Raw genomic sequence first — 21724 nt, forward strand, 5'->3', positions numbered from 1 at the left:
AATCAAGAAAATTCAATAACGATTTATATTAAAAATCTACAAAAATAAAAAGGATTTTAGTATGTTTCGTTCATTGTATTTTCGTATGAGAATAATTCATATTGTAGGTATTATAGTTTTGTTGATTAATGCTTATTTTTTTACTCAAAATATGATAGGCCAAATTATCCAATATTTTATGGCTTTTGCTTTAATTTTTCATGATGCAGATGAGAAAAAATGGGGTGTGGATATGACTAAAACTATTACTAGTGAGTTGAGAAATCTTTCTTTGAATTCCACAAGCACAATCAATACTTATCTAAGTATAGAAAATGAAAAAATTCTTTCTTTGATAGAAAAATTCAAACAAAAAATCAAAAATATTCTTATCATTATCACTCAAAAAAGTGCTTGTATGGAAAAAAATATAAAAGGTTTAGATGATATTTCAAATGCTTTGTTTGATTCTAGTAAAACCATGAAAGAATTAATCGATCTTACGCAAGATAAAAGTATGCAAAGCAATGCTTTGCTAGATAATTTTATCAAAGATATTTTGTCAGGAAAAAATAATCAAAAAAATATGTTTGAAGTAGCGCAGGAAATTAAAATATTATTGGAAAATGTAAAAATCATAGTCGAAAAAGTAGTTTCTCAAAATTCAGACTTAATTAAACATTTTGATGATTTACACTCTAATACACAATCTATCACTAAAATAGTAGAAGCTGTAAGAAATATAGCCGATCAAACCAATCTTTTATCACTTAATGCAGCTATAGAAGCAGCTCGTGCAGGTGAGCATGGAAAGGGTTTTGCTGTGGTGGCTGATGAGATTAGAAAACTAGCAGAATCGACCCAAAATTCTCTTTTAGATATTGATTTAAATGTAAAATCTATCACTCAAAATGTAGATAAAAGCAAGGAAAGTTTAAATTCTGGTAAATCTAGTGTAGAAAATCTTCTTTTAGAAAGCAATAGCACAAGTGAAAAGATAGATAGTTTTGAAACATTATTCCATCAAAATTTTAAAAATATAGAACAGATTATATCCCATAGCTCTATCACTAAAGAAAATTTAAATTTTATAGTAAAAAGCATCAATCACATAGTTGCTTTAGCAGATGAAAACCTTCAAAATTCACACAATATAAAAGAATTTTCAAAGTATATCAAAGATGATTTTTTGCAATTACAAAAAGAAGTTTCTAATCTATCAAGTTAGTATAAAGTTAAGCGTGATTTCTCACGCTTAATTAAGCAATATTTTTGAAAAGATTCACTAGCTATATCGTGTGTTTTTGAAAAAATTTTATACATATCTTTCATTAAATAACATTAAATTAAAAAAATAATTTATATTACAAATATCTTCATTTTTGGAACACTTCTTGCTTTTATCTTGGCAAGCAATAGAATTTGAATAAAATTCGCAAAACAATATTTTTTAAAGGATTTAATTATGATGAGATCTCTTTGGGCTGGAGTTTCAGGACTTCAAGCACACCAATACGCAATGGATGTAGAAGGTAACAACATCGCAAATGTTAATACTTTTGGTTTTAAGTATTCTCGTGCGGATTTCTCAACACTTATGAGTCAAACTTCTAAGATAGCCACAGCTCCAGATGGAGACTTAGGTGGTAAAAACCCTATGCAAGTAGGTCTTGGAGCAGGTGTAAATTCTACTACAAGAATCCACTCACAAGGTAATATCCAAACTACAGACAAAAACACAGACTTAGCTATAAATGGAGATGGATTTTTCATCGTATCAAACGATGGTGGAACTACTCAGTTTTTTACTCGTGCAGGGGACTTTAAAACCGATGCAGTAGGAAATTTCGTAGATAACAACGGATACACAGTTCAGGGGTGGAATTATAATCAAGAAACAGGCCAAATAGACTCTTCTAAATCAGTAGAAGACATAGTCATCCCACCAGGTATGAGTATGCCAGCTAAAGAAAGCACCATAGTAAAACTCACAGCAAACCTAGATAGTGGTAATAGCCTAGGTTCAAACGCTTCTGCTAAACGCCCTATTTATGCTCTTGATTCTCAACATGGTAGAAGAGAAGATACTGGAACTCTTGTAGATGAAAATGATAGAGGTCATACTGAATTTTACACTACTTCTAAAAGTGGAGCCCAAGTAACCGAAAAGGGTGTAGATATGGGAGTAGTTTTTAATGCCCAAGGAGAAGGACTAAACCTAAGAGATGGTCAAGGTATATGGGTAAGTTATGCTGATGCTAAACATACTTCTAATGTAACTTTAGCTCAAGATTTACCTACAGAACAAGCTCAAATGGCTAATAATACTACTTATACTTTTTGGGGTTTTAAAGATGCAGCTGGTCAAACTCATAATGCTGTGTTGGATATTAATATTAATGGAGTGAATATTAGAGCAGAAGGTGTAGGTAAAGATACTTTTATCAATGCTATCAATGCTAAGACAGCCGAAACTGGAGTAGTAGCTTCTATAGTAAATGGTCAAATTACTTTTACTAATGACAATAGCACAGGAACAACCGCTAAATCAAAAAATTTAAATATCACAGTAAATGCTACTACTACAGCAGGTGTTCAAGTTACAACTCGTCAAAATAATGCAAACACTGGTGGAGTAACAGATGGTGGAAATCTTTTAACTCCTATAGGTAATGGTGAAAATGTATGGTTGGGAACAGATAATGGTAATGCTAATGGTAATGCTAAAACCACTGTAAATGTTGTTACTGCTCATGAGTATATTTATAGTAAAAATGGAGTAGATATAGGAGACAATCCTAACCCTAATGCTGCAAATGCTGGTGAAGCTAATATGCCTGATATGAATAGTAAAAGATTTTTCCATACTACTGAAGATTTAAGAGAATTAATGCAAAGAGATGCTAGATATGGAGTAGATTATGATGGAGATGGAACATTAGAAAACTGGGGAAATGGTGTCAATAACCCTAATGGAGCTCCTGGAAATGCTGATGCTAATGCAGCAGTGGAAGTTGTAGTAGAAAAAGATGGTAGATTTAAAATTACAAATCCTACTGGTGGTAAAGATATGACTTTTAAAGTTACAGGCTATTCTAATGAAACCGATAAAATAGCTACGAATGATAAATTTACTGCTATGTTTAGCGCCTTAGATGGAAATTTCAATGCAGGAAATAACGAAAAATTCTCTCAAGATATGTATCTATCAGCGCATACTGCTAGTATAGAAATATTTGACTCATTAGGAACTAGACACGAACTTACCGTGCAATTTACTAAAGAAACAAAAACGGCTGATGGTGGTGCTGAATGGTCTATCATCATCTCTGTGCCTGAGCCTGCTGAGATAAACTTTAGCGGAGATGGTGCTCCTGGAAATATAGTAGTAGGAAATTTAAAATTTGGAAACGATGGCTCACTTCAAAGCTATACTCCAAATGTGATTAATTTCACTGGAAACAACGGCTCAAGGCCAAACCAAGTAGTAAAACTAGACTTTGGGACAACTGGAGCTTTTGATGGCTTAACAAGCTATGATAAAGACTCAGCCACTACCAAACAAGAAACAGATGGCTACACAGGGGGTAATCTAAAGCCAGATGCACTAAGAACTGATGAAAACGGCTATGTGTATGGAGAATTTACAAATGGTAAAACTCTAGCTTTAGCTAAAGTTGCACTTGCATCTTTCCCAAATAATATGGGTCTTGAAGAAATGGGTAATAACCTTTTTAAAGCTACTGCAAACTCAGGAACTCCTACAATAGGACACGCTGGAGAAGGCGGTAGAGGTGGATTGAAATCTTCTGCGATAGAGATGTCGAATGTGGATTTGAGTCGTTCATTAACTCAGCTTATCGTTATACAAAGAGGATATCAAGCAAGCTCTAAAACTATCACTACAAGTGATCAGCTTTTAAATACGCTATTGCAATTAAAACAATAATTCTAACCCAAGGTTTTAAAGCCTTGGGGTCAAGCTTTACAAGGTTATCGAGGTAGCCTTGTAATACTTGATAGCCTTGAGCCTTCAATCTATTGCTAACTCACTTCTTTTTTGCCTAAGAAGTGAGTAGCATGATTTCATATCGACAAAAGAAAATAAAAATTAATGGTATAATGCTTAGATTTTATAAGGTATGATTAGATATGAGTGAAGATGATATTTTAATAACCAAGAAAAAAGTAAGAAAAGCTGGGGAAAATATAAGGCTAAATCAAGCTACAGAAAATGATTATAAAGTTGTATCTTCTTGGCGTAATATACACATTCCTATAATGACTGGAATGGTAAATGCTATCAATAAAAAACTCAAAAAGTATAATTTAGACGCTATCGTTGCTAGAAGATTGAAAAGATTAAATTCTATCGTGTTTAAGCTAAAAAGATTTGACACGATGAATCTTGATAGAATCAATGATATAGCAGGTGTAAGGGTTGTTTTTAAAAATTTAGAGCAAGTGTATTTTTTTCAAAAAATAATGGAAAAAACTTATTTAAAAGGTGGAAGAAAATTTACTCTTATTAAGACTAATGATTATATCAATAATCCAAAATTAGATGGGTATCGCTCTATACATCAAATTTTTGAATATAAAGATATTTCAAAAAGATGTTTGGAATTGCAAATTCGGACACAATTGCAGCATTATTGGGCTACGGCGGTTGAGGTGCTTGGAATGAAAACAAATTCTAAGCTCAAGCAAGGAGAAGGAGAGGAGTATTTTAAGGAATTTTTTAAATTATGCAGTGCTTTGTTTTCTATGCTTGAAAATGTTGTGGTGATTAAAGAGTATGAGAAATTAGACATTAAAAAAATAAGTGAAAAAATTCAAAAGCTTGACAAGCAATATAATATCATCAAAATACTTTCTAGTTTAGCCATATCGAGTAAAAAAATAGAAAAGAACATAGAAAAAAATAATTATTATTTTTTAATTTTGCTTGATTTGAAAAATAATAGTTTGAAAATAAAAGGTTTTCAAAAAAATGATTTTGACTTTGCTCAAGTTGCGTATCGTTACTATGAAAGTCAAGAAAATATCGATGCGGTTTTGATATCGTTAGATAAAATTAAACTTTTGAAAAAAGCTTATCCTAATTATTATTTAGATTGTGCTGAATTTATAAAAAAATTATCTTCTGCTATAAAAAATTCATAATTTTATAAAGTTTTTTCAAAAACACACGATATAGCTAGTGAATCTTTTCAAAAATATTGCTTAATTAAGTGCGAGAAATCGCACTTAACTTCCTTTCAGATAAAACGGATAAGTAAAAAACACCAAATGAGTTAAATTCAAACCATAATGAAACAATACGCTTACCCATAAACTTTTGCTGTATCTAAAAGCTAAGCCGTATATGATCCCTGCTATGCTTGCAAATATGATGGTTAAAATACCACTTTTATAATGCATCAAACCAAAGGCTATACTTGCTAAGATAAGAGCCAAATTTGGATTTAAAAATTGTGTTAATCTTTGTTGAAGATAGCCTCTAAAGTATGCTTCTTCGACTAAGGCTACTAATAAAAGATTAGAAAATAAAAAATACCCTATCCACCAAGGAAAGCCAAATTCAAATTGAATTACTCCAAAATACCAAGGTATGCACAATAAAACAAAAGGACTAAGAAAAAGCAAAAACCACTTGAAAAAAGAAGCTTTGGTGTAGGTTTGATTGAAAAATAAAAAAGGCATAAGTATAAATAAAATAAACACTCCCAAAGGCTTGTCAAAACTAAAATACAAAGTAAAAGGAGCACTATGAGCACTTGCATAGACTTGATCTAGGACTTTTGTATTGTTAAAGCCTGGTATGAAATGTAAAAACAAAGCCAAAGTAAATACAAACAAAGCTAGTTCTAAAACCACAAAGCGTTTATACTGATATATCAAAGCTAAAATAAAAGCTATGATACTAATGATGGTAAAAGTAGTATCGATGATACCAAAATAATACGCTAAAACAGTAGAAATAGCTAAGGATGTATAAGCTAGTTTAATTTTATTTATAGAAAGTAAGACTAAAGCTATGCTTAAAAAAATATAAGTAGATAAAGAAATCATTTTAAAACCTTTTTTGCAACTAAATATATATTTTTCATATAAAATACAACTAAAAATGAAAAATTTAAGCTTTTTAGCTTGTGTGAATGAGTATTTTTGTAAAATGAGATTTTAATTGCACCTTGTATAAATTTACATTTTTTAAAGGCAAATAAGATAAAATAAAAATAAAAGGAAAAATTTATGAATATGCCTTTTAGTGATGAAGAATTGATAGAACCTGTAAAAGCAAGTCTAGCTAAAACAATGCATATTTTAGAAAACGATGGTGGTGGGCTTGAGCTTTTAGGGATAAAAAATGGCGTAGTTTATGTGAAATTAACAGGGGCTTGTCATGGTTGTCCATCAAGTGGCACTACTTTAAAATACGGCTTAGAAAAGCAATTAAAAATCGATATACATCCAGATATTACCATAGTAAATTTAGCAGGTGGAGAAAGCGAATTTGCAAAATTATAAAAAAATAGCCATAGAATGTTTTTACAACAAAGATTTTAAAAACGCTAAGACTTATTTCTCACTAGCATATCAAAAGCGTAAAAATAAAAGATTGCTTACTTTTATAAATATTTGTGATTTGGCTTTGACAAGTCCTGATGAAGCTTTTGTATTTTTTGAATTTTTCTTGCAAAATTATAAAAATTCTAAAATAGATATGGATTTAGAAAAGCTTATAAATTTAAGTCAAAGTGTGCAGTTTGAGGAAGATAGTGAAGATTTTGATGGTTTGAGTTATCAAGACTTTTTGCTAAGTGAAAAAGAGCTTGGATTTAAACGCGCTTTAGAAAATGTTATAATCTCAAACAAGCTTATCATAAATGATAAAGAAGATTTTGTGGATTTTTTAGAAAAGCTTTTAGAGTATGGTTATAAAGATATGCTTGTAGCTTATATGGAAGATGTTGGAGCGCATTTTTACTCTAACTATCGTTTTATAAAACTTAGTGAAAAACTAAAAGGCTTGTTGTGATTGTAAAAATTAATGATGGTTTTATCACGGATAATTCTAACGAATGTAAACAAGAATGCTATTTTTTAAAAACCACACAAAATGAAAAATTTGCTCCTAGTGCCTTAGAAAAAGGTGCGAAAATAATCGATGTAAAGCAATGCTATGAGCTTTTAAATATAGATAAAAACATAAAAATCATCGGTATAACAGGAACTAATGGTAAAACCACTACAGCGGGGGCTATATATTCTATTTTGCTTGATTTGGGATATAAATGTGCTTTGATGGGCACTAGGGGAAGTTTTATCAATGATAAAAAAATCACTCCAAAAGGGCTTACCACAGCTGCGATTTTACAAACTTTAGAGCTTTTATCTTTAGCTACAAAAGAAAAATGTGAATTTTTGATTATGGAAGTAAGTTCTCATGCTTTGGTGCAAAATCGCATAGAAGGACTTGAATTTAAAGCCAAAATTTTTACCAATCTCACTCAAGATCACTTAGACTTTCATGGAAGTTTTGAAAACTATAAACAAGCAAAAGAAAGCTTTTTTACTGATGAGTGTATGAAATTTATCAACAAAGACGCAAGTGCTATTAAATTTAATGTGAAAAATTCTTTTTCTTATGGTATAGAAAATCCAAGCTATTATCATATAAAAGCTTATGCTTTAAAAAATGACATAGAAGCGGTGGTAAATTTTGGCAAAGAAAATTTTATGATAGAGTCTTCTTTGGTGGGAATTTTTAATCTTTATAATCTTTTAGCAGCGAGTGCTTGTGTGAATGAGCTCGTAAAGCCAAATTTGAAAAAACTTGAAAAAGCCATTAGTAATTTTGGTGGTATAGAAGGTAGAATGCAAGTAGTTGCTAAAGAAGTGATAGTGGATTTTGCTCATACTCCTGATGGCATAGAAAAAGTGCTTAATGCTTTAAGATATAAAGATTTAATCGTAGTTTTTGGAGCAGGTGGAGATAGAGATAAAAGCAAACGCCCTTTAATGGCAAAAATCGCAAAGCATTATGCTAAAACGCTCATTATCACAAGTGATAACCCACGCTCTGAAGAACCAATGGACATAATAAATGATATTTTAAGCGGTATAGAGCAAGATGAGAGCGTGTTTATAGAATGTGATAGAAAAAAAGCTATAAAAAAAGCCTTAGAGCTTAAAAAAAATGATGAATTTGTTGTGATTTTAGGAAAAGGCGATGAAGACTATCAAGAAATCAAAGGAGTTAAACATCCTTTTAATGATAAAGAAGTAGTTTTACAAATATTAAAAGAAGGAAAATAAATGTTTGAAAATATGGACTTTTCAAAAATGGGCGAGCTTTTAACTAAGGCTCAAGAAAAAGCAAATGAATTAGAGCAAGAAGCTTTAAAACAAGAATTTAGTGCAAAAAGCGGTGGTGGGCTTGTAAAAGTCAGTGCTAATGGAAAAGGAGAAATCATCGATATTAACATCGATGAATCTTTGTTTGAAGATAAAGAATCTATGCAAATTTTATTAATCGCTGCGGTAAATGATGTGCTTAAAATGGTAGAACAAAATAAAAAATCAATGGCAAGTAATTTATTTAGCAAGATGGGGGCTTTATGAAAATTGTAGTATGTCTTTTTGCATTGGTTGGGGTTTTATTTGCTATCCCAAGACCAAGTTTTAATGACTTTTTAGCGTGTTATCAAAAAAATAAAGCAAGTATGCTAATTTATGAAGGCTTACCTGCTTTTGCTTTAAATGAAAATACCCTAGCAGTGGTAAAAACAAAAAATGGAAAATTAAACAATTATACAAAATATGATCCATTTTTAAATTTGTATTTAGTGAAAACAGATTTTAGTTTAATCCCTGCTCCTATGGGCGATGAAGAAGAACTTACGCGTAATAGCTGGGTGGGAATTTTAGATGATAATCAAACTTACATAGGACATTTGAAGTATTTTGGTCAAAGCTTAACCGAGCGTGATCAGCTTGATTTTACTACTAAAATAGGCGAGTTGAATTCTCCTTGTTGTAAAATGCTAGGTATCACTTTAGATGATGGTAAGTTGATTGGTAATCGTTATTTAAAGCATTTTATGAAATATCCTGATGTATATTGGGGAGATATCGGGGTAGATTTTGAAATACGCGATGGTAGAATTTATGTAAAAAATGTGCGTAAAAATGGACAATTTTTACTTAATGATGAGATTATAGGTGTTGATGGGCAAAATTATAATGATATAAGAAAGTTAAATGAGAAAATTTTATTTGCTGATCGTGGGAGCACTTTGTATTTTAATGTATTAAGAGATAATGATGATTTAAACATATCTACTGTTGTTTTTGATAAAGATTTGGGAATTTTTGCAAAACCAAAAAAAGTAGTGCCACCCAAACCGACTTCTTTTTATTCTAATTTTGGCTTACGCGTAGATACTAAGATGAATGTTATAGAAGTAACTCCAAATTCAAAAGCTCAAATGGCTGGATTTTTAAAAGGCGATAAAATATTAAGAGTAAATAACCAAAAAATGAAAAATATGGATGAATTTAAAGATATTCTTTTAGGGGCAAGTTCTTTTGATATTTTAGTTTCAAGGAAAGCTACTAGCATTCCATCAGCTCAAAATAACGAACTTGAGCAAATAAAACAAGGATATTTTGACTTTTTTATAAGGCTTACTAAGTGATCTTAGAAAAATTCAAAAAGCACTTAGAGCAAAATTTTCCTAAAGTCCAAAGCTTTCATCCTTTTTTTAATGAAGCTTTAGCGTGGATGTTAGAAGCTGGAGGAAAGCACTTTAGGGCTCAACTTTTACTTGGTATAGTAGAAGCTAAAGCACCAAAGCTTTTTTTACCTGCACTAGATGCAGCTTTGGCTATAGAATTTATACATACTTATTCTTTAATACATGATGATTTACCTGCTATGGACGATGCGTCTTTGCGTAGGGGTAAGCAAACTTTGCATAAAAAATACGATGAAACTACGGCTATTTTAGTTGGAGATGCACTAAATACTGAAGCTTTTTTACTACTTTCAAGATTAAATTTAAAAGATGAGATAAAAGTTAAACTAGTTCAAACCTTAGCTTTTAATGCAGGAATTAATGGTATGATAATAGGTCAGGCTATTGATTGTTATTTTGAAGGAAAAGCTTTAAATTTAGAGCAGGTTGAATTTTTGCATATACATAAAACTGCAAGATTAATAGCAGCTAGTTTAAAAATGGGTTGTGAAATTTGTGAGTTAAGCCAAGAAGATAGTGAAAAAATATACCAAATAGGATTAAAGTTAGGGCTTATTTTTCAAATTAATGATGATATTATCGATGTGACTTTAGACACAAAAGAAGCAGGTAAACCAACTCATAATGATGTAAATAAAAATTCTTTTGTGAATTTGTTAGGATTAGAAAATGCCATAAAAACAAAAGATGAGATGTTAAAAAAGACTCAAGAACAAATAGAACAACTAGATATAGACATAGCACAAATGCTTAAAAAAATGATTCAAATGTATTTATAAAATTAAAGGAAAAAAATGGATAAGCAAAAAGATAAAGCGATATTGCAAAAACAAGCAGATACTTTAAGGTTTTTATGTGCAGATATGGTGCAAAAAGCAAATTCAGGTCATCCAGGAGCACCTTTGGGTTTAGCTGATATCATGAGCGTTTTAAGCAGACATTTAGTGCATAATCCAAAAGATCCAACTTGGTTAAATAGGGACAGATTAGTCTTTTCAGGTGGTCATGCTAGTGCATTGCTTTATAGCTTTTTACATTTGAGTGGATATGATATAAGCTTAGAAGATTTAAAAAATTTCAGACAATTACACTCTAAAACCCCAGGTCATCCAGAAATTTTCACACCAGGAGTAGAAATAGCCACAGGGCCTTTAGGACAAGGTGTAGCAAATGCAGTTGGTTTTGCTATGGCGGCTAAAAAAGCAAGTTTGCTTTTGGGCGAAGATATTATTAATCATAAGGTTTATTGTTTATGTGGTGATGGAGATTTACAAGAAGGAATTTCTTATGAGGCTTGTTCTTTAGCAGGACTTCATAAACTTGATAATCTAATCATCATTTATGATAGCAATAACATCTCTATCGAAGGTGATGTAAGCATTGCTTTTGATGAAAATATTAAAGAGCGTTTTAGAGCACAAAATTTTGAAGTGCTTGAGATAGATGGGCATGATTTTGAACAAATTGATTTAGCACTTAAAACAGCTAAACAAAGTCAAAAGCCTTGTCTTATTATAGCACACACTAAGATAGCAAAAGGAGCTTTAGAGCTTGAAGGAAGTCATCATTCTCATGGAGCGCCTTTAGGCGAAGAGCTTATAAAAAAAGCAAAAACTGCTTTAGGTTTTGATCCACAAAAAACATTTGAAGTCGCTGAAGATGTGAAAATTTATTTTAGCGGGGCGATTGAAGTTGGTGATTTAGCTCAAGCTAAGTGGAATCAAAAGGTGCAAAATTTAGACGAAAGCAAAAAAGCATTGTTAAAAGAATTATTAGAGCCTGATTTTAGCAAGATTAATTTTCCTGATTTTAAAGGTAAAGATGTAGCTACTAGAGATAGTAATGGTCTTATTTTAAATGAAATTGCCAAGGCTTTACCAGGATTTTTAGGCGGAAGTGCGGATTTGGGACCATCAAACAAAACAGAGCTTAAAGATATGGGAGATTTCCCACATGGTAAAAATATACATTTTGGCATAAGAGAACATGCGATGGCTGCTATATCTAATGCTTTTGCAAGATATGGTTTGTTTTTGCCATTTTGTGCTACATTTTTTATATTTAGCGAGTATTTAAAACCAGCAGCAAGAATAGCAGCTTTGATGAAGATAAAACACTTTTTTATTTTTACTCACGATAGCATAGGAGTTGGCGAAGATGGCCCAACTCATCAACCTATAGAACAGCTTAGCACTTTTAGAGCTATGCCAAATTCATTGACTTTTAGAGTGGGTGATGGGGTTGAAAATGTCAAAGCATGGCAAATCGCACTTAAAACTAATATGCCTAGTGTTTTTGTGTTGTCGCGTCAAAAGTTAAGCGCTTTAAGTGAGCCAATTTTTGGAGATGTTGAAAATGGAGCATATTTGCTAGAAGAAAATACAAATGCAAAATTCACACTTTTAGCAAGCGGTAGTGAAGTAGCATTATGCTTAAAAACAGCAAAAATTTTAAAAGAAAAAGGCGTGAGTGTTAATGTAGTATCTATGCCTTGTTATGAATTGTTTGTCAAACAAGAAAAGGTTTATAAAGATAGAATTTTACAAGGTAAGGTTATAGGTGTAGAAGCTGCAAATTCAAATGAACTTTATAGATTTTGCGATGAGGTTTATGGTATAGAGAGTTTTGGGGAAAGCGGTAAGGATAAAGATGTATTTGAGCATTTTGGATTTAGTGAGGAAAAATTAAGCTCTTATGTTTTAAGTTTAGCTAATGGAAATTAAAAAACTTAACAATACTAAAGAATGTATCTTTAGTATTGTTGGAAATTGGGACAAAGAAAACGTTTTAAAAGCTAAAAATTTAAATTTTGAACAAAGTAAATGTATTATTTTTGATTTTGCTAATTTAGAATTTATCGATAGTGCTGGGATAAGGTATTTTTTAGCTTTAGAACAAAATTTAAAACAAAAAGGCTATCAAGTCGAAAAAAGAAATTTAAAAGCCCAACACGCAACCCTTTTTGCTCTTTGTGAAAAATACTACAAACCTTTAGATAATCAAGAAATTAAAAAAAATAAACTAAAAGATTTTTTTGAAATTTTAGGAGAAAAGGTTGTTTTTTCTTTTGAAATTTTAGTCCAATTTTTAAATTTTATAGGTTTAATCATCGCAACTTGTTTTAACACTTTGCTAGATATTCGTAGATTACGCTTTAGAGCTTTTTTGTATCATGTAGAAAATAGCGCTATAAATGCTTTACCTATCATTATGCTGACTTCTTTGCTTGTGGGTGTAGTGTTAGCTTATCAGGCTGCGTATCAACTTGCACAATTTGGAGCTAATATCTATATAGTTGATTTAATGGGAATTTCTGCTACTAGAGAGCTAGCTCCATTAATAAGTGCTATAGTCATAGCTGGTAGAAGTGCAAGTTCATATACAGCCCAAATTGGAGTGATGAAACTTACAGATGAAATTGATGCTATGAAGACTATGGGCTTTAAAGAGAGTGAATTTATCATTTTACCTAGGGTTTTGGCTTTGACTTTGGCTATGCCTTTTGTGGTTATAATAGCAGATATTTTAAGTGTCTTGGGTGGAGTGATAGTTGCTTGGATGAGTTTAGAAATCACAGCGGCTGAATTTATGAGCCGTTTTAGAGAAGCTGTGGAGTTAAAGCACATCATCATAGGGCTAGTAAAAGCACCTGTGTTTGGATTTTTAATCGCTTCTATAGCCTGTTTTAGAGGATTTTTTGTGCAAAAAACAACCGAAAGTATAGGAGTTTATACTACAAAAAGCGTTGTGAATGCTATATTTTGGGTGATAGCTTTTGATGCGATTTTTTCTGTATTTTTAACAAAGGCTGGAATTTGATTATAAAAGCTAGGGGCATTAGTACTTATTTTGGTGCAAAATGTGTTCATAAAAATATCAACTTTAGCATAAAAGATAATGAAATTTTTGGAGTTTTAGGCGGTAGTGGAAGTGGAAAATCAGTTCTTTTAAGACAAATGCTTTTGCTTGAGCATTTTGATGATGGAGAATATGAAATTTTGGGCAAAAGGTTACGAGGTATTAGTGATGAAGATGCTTTGTTTTTGCAAAAGCAATGGGGCGTTGTTTTTCAATATGGGGCGTTGTTTAGTTTTTTTAATATACTTGAAAATATCAGCATACCTTTAAACGAATACACAAATTTAAGCAAAAGTGATATCAAAGAAATAGCTATGATGAAATTAAAAATGGTAGGACTTGATGAAAGTTCAGCTAAGCTTTATCCTAGTGAAATAAGTGGTGGTATGAAAAAAAGAGTAGCTATAGCAAGGGCCTTAGCACTTGATTCTAAGTTGCTATTTTTAGATGAACCTACATCAGGGCTTGATCCTTATAGCTCAAGAGAATTTGATGAGTTGCTTTTAAATTTAAAACAAAGCTTTAATCTATGTGTAGTGCTAGTAACTCATGATAAAGAAAGTATGAAAAATGTTTTGGATAGATTTTTGATTATAGAAGATAAACAAGTTGGATTTTTAGGAAGTGTTGAAGAATTAAAAGAGCAAAATGAGAGATTATATAAAAGGTTTATGCAGTAATGGAAAATAGAGCAAATTATATACTTATAGGTATTTTTGTTAGTGTGTTGTTTTTTATAAGTTTGTTTTTTCTAGCATGGTATGGAAGCTTAAAAGATGAAAAGACTTTTTCTTATTATGAAATTTTTATGGAAGAATCTGTAGCTGGACTTAGCATTAAAGCTCCGGTTAAATTTTTAGGTGTGGATGTGGGTAGTGTTGAAAATATCAGCATAGATACTAAAGGATCAAAATTTAGAGTAAAAATTTTAGTTCAACTTGATTCTCATTTAATCATCAAAACCGACACTCATGCAAGTTTGCAAATCCAAGGTATAACAGGATTTAAATTTATCCAACTTTCAGGGGGTAGTGAAAAAGCACCTATTTTAAAAGCAACTGATGGTAAATATCCTATCATAAAATCTAAAGAAAGTTTTTTTGCAAGTCTTGATAAACAAACTGAAAATATTTTAGATTTAATTGATAGCACTAAAGTTAAATTAGAAGTTCTTTTAAGCGATAAAAATTTACAAAATTTTGAAAATTTATTGCAAAATTCATCTGAATTAGCACAAAAGTTAAACCAAAATGCTCCTAAACTTTTTGCAAGTATCCACAATGCTTCTTCAAAAATTGCTCAAAGTTCAGATCAATTTTCTTTATTTTTAAAGCAAGCAAACACGCAGCTTGAAGAATTTCAAAAAAGTAAGATATTGCTAAATGATAATTTAGAAATTTTAAGAATTTTACTTTTAGACTTTACTCAATTAACAAACAAATTAAAGCAAAATCCTTCTAATTTGCTTTATAAAGATCAAACTATCAAATATGCTCCAGGAGAATGATATGAAAAAAATATTTTTGCTTTTTATGGCTTTGTTTTTTAGTGCTTGTTCTGTGGTAAGTCCAAGCCAAACTTTACCTTTTGCAAGATATTTTTCCATATCTTTAGAGCATAATGTTACTATGGCAAATGTGCAAAAAGATGCTAATATTATGGTGGCTTTACCTAAAGGATTAGTATATACAAATGAAATTTTTTATAAAAAAGATGGCATAGTTAATACTTATGCGTATCATTTTTGGCAAGATAGTTTAAATTTGCTAATTAAAAATTTTTTAGAAACAAGTTTGGAAAATGCAAAAATCTTTAAAGCCATTTTAAATCAAGATAGTTTAGCTAAGGCAGATTTTATCTTAGAAAGTAAAGTAAGTATATTAGAGCAAGATTTTATCAATAATGAAGAATCTATTGCAAAATTTGGTATAAGTTTGACTTTGATTAATATGAATGATAAAAGCATTGTTGCGAGTAAATATTTTTACTATGAAAAAAAGCTTGATGAGAGTGAGCCTGAATTACTAATGAAAGCTTATAATGAAATTTTTGCTCAATTTAATCAAGAACTAAACACTTGGATGGGTCAAATTTTGGAATAAAAAATGCTTTTTTTGTTATAGCAATAACAAGGAAGGTGTATTATGATAGATGAATTAGAAATGCTACAAAAGCATTTAGGGCAAGCAGCTAATGCTAATTTAGATGGAGCTAGTTTAAAGCATCAAACGCAAAAATTTAGTGAAGATATCACTGATGCAAATGATTTTGTCGGTGCTTTGCAAATTTTGGATTCTTCTTTGAAAAAAATTTCAAATTTATTAGAAGATAAAAACTATGAAGATGTCCAAGATAAAGTTTTAATCGCTAGTGAAAGTGTAAAAATAGTAGATAATTGTTCATTTTTAGGAAATGCTTTATTTGATAATAATTATAATGTCCATGTTGGTAGTAAATCTTTTGCTTTTGAAATTTATAATCCTATTAAAATTTTAGAAAATAGTGATTATGAAGGAATGAAAGCATATATAGAAGACAAAAGAGAAGAGATCGCTTCTTTGCTTTGCGAGCTTGCATTGGCTATTGCAGCTTATAGTCCAAGCCAAAGCTTTGGTGGAATGGATTTTGATTCACAAAATAACTTTGACTTTAAAAAAATCTTTAAATAAGACTAAAGGCTTAAGCCTTTAGTTTATAACTCCACAAGCCATTCTAGCTCCGCCACCGCCAAGTGCTGCTGGGTGATCGCTATGATTATCACCACCAAAATGTATCATTAAAGCGTGATTTTTTAACTCACTAAGTTTTTTGATTTTTGGTGCTAAAACAGGATTGATCGCTGTGCCATCTTTTTCTACATAAAGTGGTGGTAAATCACCTTTATGCCCTTTATCATCCCAAGGAGTAGAATGAGCTCCGGTTTTATTAGGATCCCAATGTCCTCCAGCTTTCATACCAAGACCTTTTTCAGTTGCTCCACAATCAGCATTTTCATGCACATGAAAACCATGAATTCCACTCTCTAAACCTTTAAGATTTGGATAAAATGCAACACCATATTTTGTTTGCACAGCTACTACTTCTCCAGCATCTTTGTTTGCATCTTTATCAAGAATTTGCATTTTGATTACTAAATGATCCTTTTGTGCTTTTGGGTCAAAAGTTTCTAAATTTGCCCCAATTAAAAAGCTTGATGCTAACAATGAACCTAAAATAATTTTTTTCATTTTTTCTCCTTGTGTGATTTTAAGTTGTTAAATTTTAGCAAATATGGTTAATGAAAAATTATATTTTTATGATAGTATATTGCATTTAAAAATCAAAAAACTTATAAAAAAGATACAGATGTTAGTTTTTCCAAAAGATTTAAAAAATATCGGCAAAAATTGTTTGCAAACTTCTTTATTTACATTATGCAAATATGAAAAAAATCATATTAGTAAAAATCAAGAAGTATTTTTTGAAGATTATACTTTAGTTTTTATTATAAAAGGTCATAAGAAAATTTACACTCATGATAATCATGTAGATATTAAAGAAAATGAAGTGGTATTTTTTACAAAAAATTCTTTTTCTATTAGAGATTATTTAGATGATACTATGATGTATCAGTCGATAATTTTTTCTTTTAAAGAAAGTGTTTTGATAGAATTTATTCATAAATATAAAGAATTTATACAAAAAATCATTACCATTAAAAAATCCAAAAGTTTTTTTGCTATCAAGACAGATATTTTGGTAAAAAATGCTTTTTTGTCTTTATTAATATATATTGAAAACAAACAGAAAAATAATGAAATTCTTTTGAAATTAAAATTAGAAGAGTTGTTTTTGTCTTTGCTATATAGTGAAGATAATGATGAATTTTTAGCATTTATAAAAGAAATTTTAAATGGTTTTAGTTTGGATTTGTATAAAATTTTTTCTTATTGCAAGGATGAATTTGAAAGCGTAGCTCAAATGGCCAAATTTAGTAAGATGGATATAGCAAGTTTTAGTCGAAATTTTAAACAAAGTTTTGGAATAAGTGCTAAAGAATGGCTTGATAATAAGCGTTTTGAAAAAGCTAAATTTTTACTTGAATTTTCTACAAAAAATGTAACTCAAATTTGTTTGGAGCTAGGATTTAATTCTCCAGCTTGGTTTATAGCAAGATATAAAAAAAGATATGGCATCACTCCAAAACAAGAGCAAAAATCAAAAAAATTATATTTTTTATCTTAAAAATTATAGAATTAAAATTCTTTTTTAATTATAATTTTTATATAAAAATTATTACAAAGGTAACATTTATGAAAAAAAGTATTTTTTTAAGTTTTGTGTTGTTGTGTGGTGCTAATGCTTTAGATATCAAAGAAGTAAAAGGATTTGCTCATCCTGAAAGTATTTATGTAGATAAAAATGAAATTTATGTATCTAATTTAGGAAAAGAGCTAAATCCTTTGGCTAAGGATAATGATGGTTTTATATCTAAGCTTGATAAAAATGGAGTAATCTTGCAATTAAAATTTATATCAAATTTAAATGCTCCCAAAGGAATGTCTAAAATTAAAGATATTTTGTATGTTGTAGATATTGATGTGGTTTATGGATTTAAAGATAATAAAGAAGTTTTTAAATTGCCAATTAAAAATGCAGTGTTTTTAAATGATATAGCTGTGTTAAATGATGATATTTTACTCATTAGCGATACAGGAACAGGTTTAGTATATAAGGTGTTTTTAAAAGAGAACAAATATGAAGAATTTATACAATTAGATCCTTCATATGGTGGCCCAAATGGACTTTTAGTTTATAAGGATAAATTGTTTATTTCAGGATATGATCCAAGTGATAAAATGGGTGGTAAAATCATAAGTGTTGATATAAATACCAAACAAATTCAAAACTTAAGCGATAAAATAGAGCAATTTGATGGCATTGTAATGGATAAAGATCAAAATATTTTAGTTTCAAGTTGGGGTAAAAACTTGCAAGGTTATGTGTATGTATTAAAAAATAATAAAGAAGAAAAACTAGATCTGCCTTTTATCAAAGGTCCTGCTGATATGTTTTTTGATGGTGAGTATTTATGGGTGCCTAAAATGGCTGAAAATGCTATTATAAGAGTAAAGCTGTAACTTTTAAGTTTTAAAGCTTAAAAGTCAAATAATTCTCCAAGCCAACTTTCTTTTTTCTTGTATTTATAGCCATTGTTATGATGGTTATAATGTGCTTGGTTGTTGTAATTTGGTTGGCTGTAAGATTGGCTTTGAGATGGAGCTTGAGAGCTATTTCTTTCTATGATTTTATCAAGTTCACCACGATCAAGCCAAACACCACGGCATTTTGGACAATAATCAATTTCAACTCCATTTCTTTCGCTCATTAATAAAGCTGTATTTTCACAAGCTGGGCAATTCATATTTTTCCTTAATATTAAATTTAAAAAAGTATATACTTTAAAAGTAAATTAAAGGTTTAAATCCCAATCAATAGGCGTTTTGCCAAGTTTTTTCAAAATTTCATTTGACTTTGAAAAATGCTTAGAACCAAAAAAAGCACCTCTTGCTAAAGGAGAAGGATGAGCTGCTTCTAATACAAAATGTTTGCTTTGATCTATGAGATTTTTTTTACTTTTTGCGTAATTTCCCCAAAGCAAAAATATTAAATTTTGTCTTTCTTTACTAAGTTTTAAGATGATATTATCGCTAAATTCTTGCCAACCAAAATTTGCATGAGAGGCAGGTTTGTTAGCTTGAACACTTAGTATAGAGTTTAAAAGTAAAATTCCTTGTTTTGCCCATTTGCTTAAATTTCCATGATTTGCTATGGGTATGTTTAAATCATTAAAAAGTTCTTTATAGATATTTATTAAAGAAGGTGGGGTTTTTACTCCAAATGGCACACTAAAACTAAGCCCCATGGCTTGATCTTTTCCATGGTAAGGATCTTGCCCTAAAAGAATGATTTTTAAATCTTTCAAAGGAGTTAAATTAAAAGCATTAAAAATTAAATTGCTTGGCGGATATATGATTTCATTTCTTTGTAAAGCTTGGATATAGTTGTATTTTATATTTGCAAAATAAGGTTTTAAAAACTCATCTTTTAAAAATTCTTTCCAATCTTCATTGATATTGATTTTGTTGATGTCAATTTGTAAATTTTTTACCATGAAATTATAAATTTACTCCCTTTATTTTCTTCGCTTAAAACTTTGATTTTAAAATGATTTTTATCAGCAATTTGTTTTACAAGATTTAATCCTATGCCAAATCCTCCTTGATCGCTATTAAACCTTTTATATCTAGTAAAAATTTGTTTTAGAATTTGTTCATTCATACCCTGACCTTCATCTTCTATACTTAGAAAATTTTCTTTTAATGTGATATAGATATTTTTATTATTAAAACTATATTTTATGGCATTATTTAAAAGATTGTCAAATAAAATTTGCATTTCGTCTTTATTGACATAGATGTATTGTTTTGTAAATTCTGTTTTGATAGATAGATTTTTTTGGCTAAACAATGCTTCAAAATACTCTAATCTTTGCTCTATTAGCTCTTTGAGATTGATTTTTTCTTTTGTGTTGTTTTCTTGTATATAAAAATTTAAAGCTATTAAATTTTGATAAATATGATTAATATTTTTACTTGCAAGTTTGATATGGTTTAGTTTTTTGATATTAGCTTGGGTTAAATTAGTATCATCAAATTTTTTTATACTTGCTAAGATTACACTAAGTGGAGTGTTGATTTCGTGTGTTGTGTCTTTGATAAAATCATTTAAAGCATTAAATTGATCTTGTATATTTTTAAACACAAGTCGTATTAGGCTATAAGCTATGATAGTGAGTAAAATAATGCCAATGATTGCATAAAATATAATTTGTAATTTTAACTTCCAAATTTCATTTTTAAAGTCCATGGTGTTAAGATTGTTATATTCACTAGGTTTGGTTTGAAATTGATAGGATTTTAAATCATCTGATTCTATGATGATATAAATTTTTTGGTGTTTTAAAAATTTAAAATAATGCCTTGATTTTCTTGCATCATCTTGATCTATATCGATGTCCTTAGCTCTGAAAAAATCAATAAAAATTTTATCATTATATGTGTAAAAATAATTGTTTTTGCGTAGTTGCTTAAGTATGGTTAAGCTATCAAAAGAAAGATTACTAAAAATGATATTTTGATTTGCAATGAGTGCGAAATTGGTGTTTAATTCTTTAGATATAGACTTTAAATTTTCATCATTTAATGGAGTATTGTTGTATTTTGCTTCTAAGATATTTTGCAATATATAATTATAATGAGCATACATAGAAGTAAGCTGACTTAAGCGGATGTAGTTTGCTTCTTTTTGATAAAAAATGCTAAAAAAAATACTTAAAAATATCCCACTAGTGATGATATAAAGAGCTAGAATTTTAAAAATGGTAAGATTAAAATTTTTCATACTAAATTTTTAAAGCATAGCCTATGTTTCTTTGGTTAATAATGCTTTCTTTTCCTAGTATTTTTCTTAGATTTTTGATATATACTCTAAGACTCATGATGATAGGCTCTTCATCAAAATTCCAAATTTCTTTAAAAATCACATCTAAATTTACAAAATTAGGTCTGTGTTTTAAAAGTAAGGCTAAAAGATCTTTTTCTTTGTTGGTAAGATTTACAATGCGATTGTTTTCATATAAAGTTTTGTCTATTAAGTTAAAATATATATTTTTTTCATTGTTAAGTAAAATGATGTCATCATTTTGATAATTAAATTGTCTTTTTAGTATATTTTTAATTCTTAAAATCAACTCATCTATATCAAAAGGCTTTTTGATATAATCATCACAACCTGCCAAAAACCCTTCTTTGACATTATCAAGCATAGACAATGATGTGAGAAAAATGGCAGGTGTATTTTTAGAACTTTGTCTTAGTTGCTTTAAAACATCAAAACCATTTCCTTTTGGAACTTTAACATCAAATATCCAAAGATCAAAATTTTCTTCATAAGCTTTATCTAAAGCCTCTTGTGCATCATATACACAAAAGACTTTAAAATTTTCTTCTTCTAAAGCATCTTTGATGATTTCATTTAAACTCAAATCATCTTCTAAAAGTAAAATTTTATTAGGCATT

General features: G+C 29.7%; 23 protein-coding genes. 17 read left to right on the forward strand and 6 right to left on the reverse strand.

Features of this window, described 5'->3' with window-relative positions:
- Positions 1–565 precede the first annotated feature (565 nt).
- The 3 genes from CVOLT_RS08180 (at position 566) to CVOLT_RS00525 (ending at position 5145) form a co-directional block, all read left to right on the forward strand.
- Positions 566–1207 carry a methyl-accepting chemotaxis protein gene (locus tag CVOLT_RS08180; RefSeq protein WP_417903406.1) on the forward strand — a complete coding sequence of 214 codons (642 nt, stop codon included), beginning with the start codon at positions 566–568 and terminating at the stop codon, positions 1205–1207.
- Between the two features lie 237 nt (positions 1208–1444).
- On the forward strand, positions 1445–3928 hold the full coding sequence (flgE, locus tag CVOLT_RS00520) for a flagellar hook protein FlgE (protein WP_039664961.1): 2484 nt from the start codon (positions 1445–1447) through the stop codon (positions 3926–3928).
- Between the two features lie 203 nt (positions 3929–4131).
- Positions 4132–5145, forward strand: coding sequence for a RelA/SpoT domain-containing protein (locus CVOLT_RS00525; RefSeq protein WP_039664962.1), 1014 nt, complete (start codon positions 4132–4134; stop codon positions 5143–5145).
- Positions 5146–5229: 84 nt separating this feature from the next.
- Here CVOLT_RS00525 and CVOLT_RS00530 read toward each other — a convergent pair whose 3' ends face one another.
- Positions 5230–6054: a CPBP family intramembrane glutamic endopeptidase gene (locus tag CVOLT_RS00530; RefSeq protein ID WP_039664963.1), complete on the reverse strand. Its 825-nt coding sequence runs from the start codon at positions 6052–6054 to the stop codon at positions 5230–5232.
- 189 nt (positions 6055–6243) lie between these two features.
- On the opposite strand from CVOLT_RS00530, the gene CVOLT_RS00535 reads away from it, so the two are divergent.
- Genes CVOLT_RS00535 through CVOLT_RS00590 form a run of 12 tightly spaced genes read left to right on the forward strand, consistent with a single transcriptional unit; the run spans position 6244 to position 16273 of the window.
- Positions 6244–6513: a NifU family protein gene (locus CVOLT_RS00535; protein ID WP_039666213.1), complete on the forward strand. Its 270-nt coding sequence runs from the start codon at positions 6244–6246 to the stop codon at positions 6511–6513.
- The gene (locus CVOLT_RS00540) at positions 6500–7024 is read left to right on the forward strand and encodes a hypothetical protein (RefSeq protein WP_039664964.1); all 525 of its coding nucleotides are present in this window, start codon (positions 6500–6502) and stop codon (positions 7022–7024) included. Before CVOLT_RS00535 ends, CVOLT_RS00540 begins: the two co-directional genes overlap by 14 nt.
- Complete coding sequence (locus CVOLT_RS00545; RefSeq protein WP_039664965.1) at positions 7021–8304, forward strand: UDP-N-acetylmuramoyl-L-alanyl-D-glutamate--2,6-diaminopimelate ligase; 1284 nt, start codon at positions 7021–7023, stop codon at positions 8302–8304. The genes CVOLT_RS00540 and CVOLT_RS00545 overlap by 4 nt, the downstream gene beginning before the upstream one ends.
- A complete protein-coding gene (locus CVOLT_RS00550) occupies positions 8305–8610 on the forward strand; it encodes a YbaB/EbfC family nucleoid-associated protein (protein WP_039664966.1) in 306 nt (101 codons plus the stop codon). It begins immediately after the preceding gene.
- The gene (locus tag CVOLT_RS00555) at positions 8607–9686 is read left to right on the forward strand and encodes a DUF7488 domain-containing protein (protein WP_039664967.1); all 1080 of its coding nucleotides are present in this window, start codon (positions 8607–8609) and stop codon (positions 9684–9686) included. Before CVOLT_RS00550 ends, CVOLT_RS00555 begins: the two co-directional genes overlap by 4 nt.
- Positions 9686–10525 carry a geranyl diphosphate synthase / farnesyl diphosphate synthase gene (locus tag CVOLT_RS00560; RefSeq protein ID WP_039666214.1) on the forward strand — a complete coding sequence of 280 codons (840 nt, stop codon included), beginning with the start codon at positions 9686–9688 and terminating at the stop codon, positions 10523–10525. Before CVOLT_RS00555 ends, CVOLT_RS00560 begins: the two co-directional genes overlap by 1 nt.
- Before the next feature lie 15 nt (positions 10526–10540).
- Positions 10541–12469: a transketolase gene (gene tkt / locus CVOLT_RS00565; protein ID WP_084059192.1), complete on the forward strand. Its 1929-nt coding sequence runs from the start codon at positions 10541–10543 to the stop codon at positions 12467–12469.
- Positions 12459–13565, forward strand: a complete 1107-nt coding sequence (locus CVOLT_RS00570; RefSeq protein ID WP_039664968.1) for an ABC transporter permease — start codon at positions 12459–12461, stop codon at positions 13563–13565. Before tkt ends, CVOLT_RS00570 begins: the two co-directional genes overlap by 11 nt.
- Positions 13562–14284, forward strand: a complete 723-nt coding sequence (locus CVOLT_RS00575) for an ABC transporter ATP-binding protein (RefSeq protein WP_039664969.1) — start codon at positions 13562–13564, stop codon at positions 14282–14284. Before CVOLT_RS00570 ends, CVOLT_RS00575 begins: the two co-directional genes overlap by 4 nt.
- A complete protein-coding gene (locus tag CVOLT_RS00580) occupies positions 14284–15111 on the forward strand; it encodes an MlaD family protein (RefSeq protein WP_039664970.1) in 828 nt (275 codons plus the stop codon). Before CVOLT_RS00575 ends, CVOLT_RS00580 begins: the two co-directional genes overlap by 1 nt.
- A gap of 1 nt (position 15112) precedes the next feature.
- Positions 15113–15706: an ABC-type transport auxiliary lipoprotein family protein gene (locus CVOLT_RS00585; RefSeq protein WP_039664971.1), complete on the forward strand. Its 594-nt coding sequence runs from the start codon at positions 15113–15115 to the stop codon at positions 15704–15706.
- Between the two features lie 42 nt (positions 15707–15748).
- Complete coding sequence (locus CVOLT_RS00590; RefSeq protein ID WP_039664972.1) at positions 15749–16273, forward strand: flagellar FLiS export co-chaperone; 525 nt, start codon at positions 15749–15751, stop codon at positions 16271–16273.
- Between the two features lie 18 nt (positions 16274–16291).
- Here the strand turns inward: CVOLT_RS00590 and CVOLT_RS00595 are convergent, their stop codons facing one another.
- Positions 16292–16831, reverse strand: coding sequence for a superoxide dismutase (Cu/Zn) (locus CVOLT_RS00595; RefSeq protein WP_039664973.1), 540 nt, complete (start codon positions 16829–16831; stop codon positions 16292–16294).
- Between the two features lie 118 nt (positions 16832–16949).
- Between CVOLT_RS00595 and CVOLT_RS00600 the strand changes: the two genes are divergently transcribed.
- Positions 16950–17828: a helix-turn-helix domain-containing protein gene (locus CVOLT_RS00600; RefSeq protein WP_052243139.1), complete on the forward strand. Its 879-nt coding sequence runs from the start codon at positions 16950–16952 to the stop codon at positions 17826–17828.
- A gap of 68 nt (positions 17829–17896) precedes the next feature.
- On the forward strand, positions 17897–18724 hold the full coding sequence (locus CVOLT_RS00605) for an NHL repeat-containing protein (RefSeq protein ID WP_039664974.1): 828 nt from the start codon (positions 17897–17899) through the stop codon (positions 18722–18724).
- A 17-nt stretch (positions 18725–18741) separates the two neighbouring features.
- Here the strand turns inward: CVOLT_RS00605 and CVOLT_RS00610 are convergent, their stop codons facing one another.
- The 4 genes from CVOLT_RS00610 to CVOLT_RS00625 are packed head-to-tail and all read right to left on the reverse strand — an operon-like array spanning position 18742 to position 21723.
- Complete coding sequence (locus CVOLT_RS00610) at positions 18742–19008, reverse strand: TFIIB-type zinc ribbon-containing protein (RefSeq protein ID WP_039664975.1); 267 nt, start codon at positions 19006–19008, stop codon at positions 18742–18744.
- 48 nt (positions 19009–19056) lie between these two features.
- Positions 19057–19758: a uracil-DNA glycosylase gene (gene ung / locus CVOLT_RS00615; protein ID WP_039664976.1), complete on the reverse strand. Its 702-nt coding sequence runs from the start codon at positions 19756–19758 to the stop codon at positions 19057–19059.
- Positions 19752–21047 carry a sensor histidine kinase gene (locus tag CVOLT_RS00620; RefSeq protein ID WP_039664977.1) on the reverse strand — a complete coding sequence of 432 codons (1296 nt, stop codon included), beginning with the start codon at positions 21045–21047 and terminating at the stop codon, positions 19752–19754. The genes ung and CVOLT_RS00620 overlap by 7 nt, the downstream gene beginning before the upstream one ends.
- A 1-nt stretch (position 21048) precedes the next feature.
- Positions 21049–21723 (reverse strand): response regulator transcription factor, encoded by a 675-nt coding sequence (locus CVOLT_RS00625; protein WP_039664978.1) that lies wholly within the window; start codon positions 21721–21723, stop codon positions 21049–21051.
- Position 21724 lies beyond the last annotated feature (1 nt).

The organism is Campylobacter volucris (genome assembly GCF_008245045.1).
GTDB lineage: Bacteria > Campylobacterota > Campylobacteria > Campylobacterales > Campylobacteraceae > Campylobacter_D > Campylobacter_D volucris.

Coding starts and splice junctions, on each gene's coding strand:
- CVOLT_RS00585 (WP_039664971.1), top strand. CDS start 15,113: ATGAAAAAAATATTTTTGCTTTTTATGGCTTTGTTTTTTAGTGCTTGT.
- CVOLT_RS00555 (WP_039664967.1), top strand. CDS start 8,607: ATGAAAATTGTAGTATGTCTTTTTGCATTGGTTGGGGTTTTATTTGCT.
- CVOLT_RS00595 (WP_039664973.1), bottom strand. CDS start 16,831: ATGAAAAAAATTATTTTAGGTTCATTGTTAGCATCAAGCTTTTTAATT.
- CVOLT_RS00530 (WP_039664963.1), bottom strand. CDS start 6,054: ATGATTTCTTTATCTACTTATATTTTTTTAAGCATAGCTTTAGTCTTA.
- ung (WP_039664976.1), bottom strand. CDS start 19,758: ATGGTAAAAAATTTACAAATTGACATCAACAAAATCAATATCAATGAA.
- CVOLT_RS00535 (WP_039666213.1), top strand. CDS start 6,244: ATGCCTTTTAGTGATGAAGAATTGATAGAACCTGTAAAAGCAAGTCTA.
- CVOLT_RS00600 (WP_052243139.1), top strand. CDS start 16,950: ATGTTAGTTTTTCCAAAAGATTTAAAAAATATCGGCAAAAATTGTTTG.
- CVOLT_RS00625 (WP_039664978.1), bottom strand. CDS start 21,723: ATGCCTAATAAAATTTTACTTTTAGAAGATGATTTGAGTTTAAATGAA.
- CVOLT_RS00605 (WP_039664974.1), top strand. CDS start 17,897: ATGAAAAAAAGTATTTTTTTAAGTTTTGTGTTGTTGTGTGGTGCTAAT.
- flgE (WP_039664961.1), top strand. CDS start 1,445: ATGATGAGATCTCTTTGGGCTGGAGTTTCAGGACTTCAAGCACACCAA.
- CVOLT_RS00610 (WP_039664975.1), bottom strand. CDS start 19,008: ATGAATTGCCCAGCTTGTGAAAATACAGCTTTATTAATGAGCGAAAGA.
- CVOLT_RS00525 (WP_039664962.1), top strand. CDS start 4,132: ATGAGTGAAGATGATATTTTAATAACCAAGAAAAAAGTAAGAAAAGCT.
- CVOLT_RS00590 (WP_039664972.1), top strand. CDS start 15,749: ATGATAGATGAATTAGAAATGCTACAAAAGCATTTAGGGCAAGCAGCT.
- CVOLT_RS00620 (WP_039664977.1), bottom strand. CDS start 21,047: ATGAAAAATTTTAATCTTACCATTTTTAAAATTCTAGCTCTTTATATC.
- CVOLT_RS00550 (WP_039664966.1), top strand. CDS start 8,305: ATGTTTGAAAATATGGACTTTTCAAAAATGGGCGAGCTTTTAACTAAG.
- CVOLT_RS08180 (WP_417903406.1), top strand. CDS start 566: ATGTTTGAAGTAGCGCAGGAAATTAAAATATTATTGGAAAATGTAAAA.
- tkt (WP_084059192.1), top strand. CDS start 10,541: ATGGATAAGCAAAAAGATAAAGCGATATTGCAAAAACAAGCAGATACT.
- CVOLT_RS00580 (WP_039664970.1), top strand. CDS start 14,284: ATGGAAAATAGAGCAAATTATATACTTATAGGTATTTTTGTTAGTGTG.
- CVOLT_RS00570 (WP_039664968.1), top strand. CDS start 12,459: ATGGAAATTAAAAAACTTAACAATACTAAAGAATGTATCTTTAGTATT.